General features: G+C 40.9%; 3 protein-coding genes and 1 pseudogene. 3 read left to right on the top strand and 1 reads right to left on the bottom strand.

Annotation, left to right across the window (positions count from 1 at the left end; genetic code table 11):
• A pseudogene (locus tag HWQ39_RS00020) lies at positions 1–254 on the top strand (hypothetical protein); the annotation flags it as partial.
• Positions 255–411: 157 nt separating this feature from the next.
• Here HWQ39_RS00020 and HWQ39_RS00015 read toward each other — a convergent pair.
• Positions 412–717 (bottom strand): hypothetical protein, encoded by a 306-nt coding sequence (locus HWQ39_RS00015; protein WP_292839792.1) that lies wholly within the window; start codon positions 715–717, stop codon positions 412–414.
• A 757-nt stretch (positions 718–1,474) separates the two neighbouring features.
• Between HWQ39_RS00015 and HWQ39_RS00010 the strand changes: the two genes are divergently transcribed.
• Positions 1,475–2,824: an AAA family ATPase gene (locus HWQ39_RS00010; protein ID WP_292839789.1), complete on the top strand. Its 1,350-nt coding sequence runs from the start codon at positions 1,475–1,477 to the stop codon at positions 2,822–2,824.
• 28 nt (positions 2,825–2,852) lie between these two features.
• The gene (locus tag HWQ39_RS00005; protein ID WP_292839786.1) at positions 2,853–4,919 is read left to right on the top strand and encodes a hypothetical protein; all 2,067 of its coding nucleotides are present in this window, start codon (positions 2,853–2,855) and stop codon (positions 4,917–4,919) included.
• The last annotated feature ends 26 nt before the right edge of the window (positions 4,920–4,945 follow it).

Raw genomic sequence — 4,945 nt, 5'->3', positions numbered from 1 at the left:
ATGCAGGTGTATATGACCAAGAGGGGCAAGTAGTTTCCAATATTACTCAAGCTAACTATTCTCAGATTAAACCTTTCTTGGGCAAGAGCAAATCAGTAGATGTTACTGGCGGAATGGCGAAGAAAGTTGAGGAGTTTTTGACTATTTCTAGTTTAGGGATTGACTGCTGGATAATTGATGGGAATATCTCAGGGAATTTAGCCTCTTCAGTTTTAGGTACGCCAACTCTAGGCACTTTAATTAGGGCATTTTAACTAAAATGATTTCAAAACTGTTGGTAGTTAATCCGAATTACTTACCCTTAATCTTTTTGAGATAACTGATTGAGAAAGGCAGAGGGCAGTTCTTGCTGAAGGCAGCTATGAATCTATCCCACTAATAAAATTATGCGAACCCAGATGTGAACTGTCGCTAAGGAAAGAAAACCATTAAAGCAGGCGGAAATTCGCTCCCACCGCACAACCTCTGTGCTTCTTCTTTTTTGTCCCCTGCTTGTTGGTTGTCCTCTTCCTTACCTGTACCAACACATTTTAAGTGAGTTGTTCTTGGTTTGTCATAAAAATGATGCTGATAAAAGTTTTCTGTATGTGAGTAAATAACTGCGCGGCAAAACTGGGTGGTACAGAGTAGCCAATGATTGACGGTTGCCATCGCCGCAAAACGAGGTTGTAGACTTGTACAGAAGTTGCGATCGCCTACATCAGGTGCTTGAGCCATCGCCACTTTTGCAAACTAGATTAAGTGAGTATGTGTAAGAAAAGAGGCTTTTAAATACTGATATATTACTTACTGATGTGCTACTTGATATTTTGGCACTCCAGCTACAGTATAAGTGATCGTCTTTTGCCGACCATTGGTCGGCATTTTATTTCAATAAATAAGTCAATTGGCGATCGCTCTTACTGCTGCCCCTTGCTACACCGGACTCTACAGCTTACGATTGCTCTATTGGGGTAATGTACTTGACCAAATGCGTGATAGCCATTGGTTCACACGAACACAAATCATGGGGTTGTATTCGGTCTAATCCTTATAGGATAGAGGTTTCAATATTTCTAGTTCTTTTTGCATAAAGTACAAGACTTGAACTGAAGAATATTACATAGCGAACGAATTATATGCAAAACAGGGACAAGCTTTAAAAGTCCTTTATTTAATCCCCTATTTTCGAGCGCTGCTCTGGACTCCTTGCCCCAGGGCAGTTTTTTCTTGTACAGGTGGCTCAAGAGGGTTTTGCAGCCACTGCCAACAATCGAGTTACACATGCAGTGCGTTGTTTACTCGCTGTAACCGTCAAATTGCATCACAGTCCGTAAAAGCGTTAATGTCAGTGTAGTAAGCATAAAGCCTTGTCAGTAGTAAAACTTTGAGTACAGGAATTTAAGTAATGGCAAAGATTCGTTAATAATCTCAAAAATAAATAATTATTCTTCTATCAAAAAGTATTCAATATTGAGTAATCAATAAAATATTTATGCCTATAGATTTACTAGAGTTTTTCCAGCGAACTGATCCCAGCCGGACTTTGTACATCAATCAAGGTTCAGATAAAAAGTACTACATTGACTTTTCCTCAGTCAGAGGCGGCGATATCATCGGCAAGCTGAAGCAGAAAATTACGTTCTTCAAAGCGAACGAACCGACCTGCACGTTATTCACTGGTCATATCGGCTGTGGGAAATCGACAGAGCTAGTAAGGTTACAAGTAGAACTAGAAGAGTTAGGTTATCACGTAGTATATTTTGAGTCGAGTGAAGACTTAGAAATGACAGACGTGGACATTGCAGATGTTTTGCTAGCAATCGCCCGTCATGTGAGCCAAAGCCTGGAGAAAATCACGCTCTCGGAACCGAATAAATTCTATGAATTGCTGCAAGGCGCGTTGAGAGTGCTAGATTCGGAAGTGACGGGGCTAAAGGTAAAAACACCAGCAGGTGATGTTGGTTTCTCGGCAGAAAAAGAGAAATTCTCCCTAGCATTGGGAATTGGTGAAATCACAACTAAAACCAAAAGCGATCCTCAACTGCGGGAGAAACTCAACCAATACCTGGGGCCACAGAAGACCAGACTACTGGAGGCGATTAATCGAGAACTGTTAGAGCCAGCGATCGCTAAACTGAAGCAGCAGGGTAAAAAAGGATTGGTGGTGATTGTTGATAACCTCGACCGCATAGATAACCGGATTAAGCCGTGGGGTCGTCCGCAGCAGGAATATCTGTTTGTGGATCAGGGGGAGTTTTTGACAAAGCTCAACTGCCATTTGGTTTATACAATGCCGCTGTCGTTAAAATTCTCTGATGATTACGGAACGTTGACCCAGCGTTTCCCGGAAGACCCGAAGATACTGCCGATGGTTCCAGTGCAATGGCCAGACGGCAGCGTGCATCTTGAAGGAATGGCGCTGATGAAACAGATGGTACTGGCAAGGGCATTTCCCGATTTGCAATCAAAGGAGCGATTAGACCAGATTGGTGAAATTTTCGACAGTACAGAAACCCTAGAACGCTTGTGCAGTTTGAGCGGTGGTCATGTGCGAGACTTGCTAAGGTTGCTGAATACCTGGATTCAGGAGGAAATGACGTTTCCACTCTCGCGTAACACATTGGAGCAGGTGATTCGCGCTCGTCGCAATGAGATGACAATGCCAATTTCAGATTCGGAGTGGGAGTTACTACGTTATGTTAAGCAAAAGAAGAAAGTCAGCGATGACCAAGGATACCAAAAGCTAATCCGTAGTAGATTTGTGTTTGAATATCGAGATGGCGGTGAATCGTGGTTTGATTTAAACCCGATTTTGGCAGAGGCAGCAGAGTTGAGTAGTTGAGAGAGCAGTTCACGGTTATTAAAATCGTATGAGTACACCGCACCAATCATCAGATAAACCACAAGATAATGAGCGTTCGCTACAACAGCTAGCTTGGACGCTTCAAGCTTCGGTGGGACAATTTAAGTTAATTTGGGCGCGGTGCAATTACAGTAATTTACGGACTCGCTTAATAGAAAGGTTAAGTGAAATCTCTAAAATTAAAATTCAGGTATTGCAACTTAAGGAATCGGAAAGAACGCTTTTTACTGCAATCCGTTTAGAATTACAGCCAGATACCCAAGCTTTGATGATTGTGGGCTGGGAATCATTGCATGATTTACCGCAGATGTTGACCAGTGCCAATCAGGTACGCGAAGAATTTCGCAGAAACTTGTCTATTCCCGTAGTCGTGTGGATTAGTGAAGAAATCCACCACACCATCATGGAGATTGCCCCTGACCTGGAAAGCTGGGGAACTAGTAGAAGTTTTGCGATCGCGCCTACTGATTTAAGCGAGTTTATTAAACAACTGGCTGATGAATATTTTTACAGCAATTTAAGTACAAATAATTACAAAATACTAGAATTAGAATTAGATGCAGCACAGAGAGAATTGCGGTCTAATGACCACGAAGCAGAAGCTAATTTAGCCTCTCTGATAGGCTTTGTAAAACAAACTAATAATAAAATAGATATTGCTTTAGAGTATTATCAAAAAGCCTTAGCGATATGGCAGCAATTAAATAATTTAGAAAAGCAAGCCAAGATTCTTGGTGAGATAGCTTACTGTTATTATCTCAAAACTTTAAAAAAATCAGATATTAATCATCCAGATTGGCAAGCAACTCGCAAATACACGCAAGAATATATTAAACTTATCACCGAAACTAATAGTCAAGATTTAATTGCTAGCTCTATTCTCAAATTTGGTAATATTTTGCGTGATTTGAAAGAGTGGGAGCAACTCAAAAAATTAGCACACCAAGCTTTAGAACTACATCAACCTAACAATCAGCCAATAGAATTAGCGAAAGATTACGGGTTCTTAGCCCAGGTTGCACTGGCTCAAGAGCGCTGGAGTGAAGCTAAACAGTTGGCACAAAAAGCAAAAGATAGTTTACCAATAATTTCTGGCGTAGAAATAAAAGACAGTTTAGGGATTGTGTCTGGGCTATCAAAAGAACCAATTATCTCAAATGATTTAAGCCTGTATAACTTTATTCTGGCACAGGCTCAATATCAATTAAACGAACCCCGACAGGCAATTGCCAACTTAGAAATAGCAAGAGATGTTGGTAGTCCTTTGTTCGACTTGCGGCTTTACCTAAATATTCTTAATTACCTGCAACGACTGTACTTTGAGAAAAAAGAATATCTCAAAGCTTATGAGACGAAACAGCAGCAGAAGTCTATTGAACAACAGTTTGGTTTACGAGCTTTTATTGGTGCTGGTCAGTTACAGTCAACGAAGCAGGCTCAATTAACGTTGACTTTAGCTGAAACTCAGGAAAATATAGCCCCAGAAATTGCCACATCAGGTCGATTATTAGATGTAGAACGCTTGATTGAGCGTATAGGTCGGCTGGACTATAAGTTGATAGTTGTTTATGGGCAGTCAGGTGTAGGAAAAAGCTCTTTGGTGAATGCAGGATTAGTTCCAGCTTTAAAAAATAAAGCGATCGGAATTCAAGATAATTTACCTGTAGTAATCCGGGTTTATACTAACTGGGTCGAAGAATTAGGAAGATTAATGCAACAAGCGCTGTATAATAAGTCGAGAGAAAGGCATAGTCCGGCATTAGAACTTGAAACTTCAGCTAAAGTTGCCGAAACTGCGACTCTCAGAGAGCAATTGCGGGAAAATGAACAGCATAACCTACGGACAGTCCTGATTTTTGACCAGTTTGAAGAGTTTTTCTTTGTTTACACTGAGCCAAAGCAGAGACGGCAGTTTTTTGAATTTCTGGGAGAATGTCTAAATATTCTGTCAGTGAAAATAATTTTGTCATTGCGAGTGGATTACCTGCATTATTTGCTGGAATGTAATCGCTTATCTAGTATGGCAATAATTGGTAAGGATGTTCCAGGGTTAGCGCGTCTCAAACCCTATTGACAGGGGGATTATGGCAGAGGTACTGA

This window comes from Nostoc sp. NMS8, assembly GCF_017115045.1.
Taxonomy (GTDB): Bacteria; Cyanobacteriota; Cyanobacteriia; order Cyanobacteriales; family Nostocaceae; genus Nostoc.
This window is presented reverse-complemented; position numbering and strand designations above follow the sequence as displayed.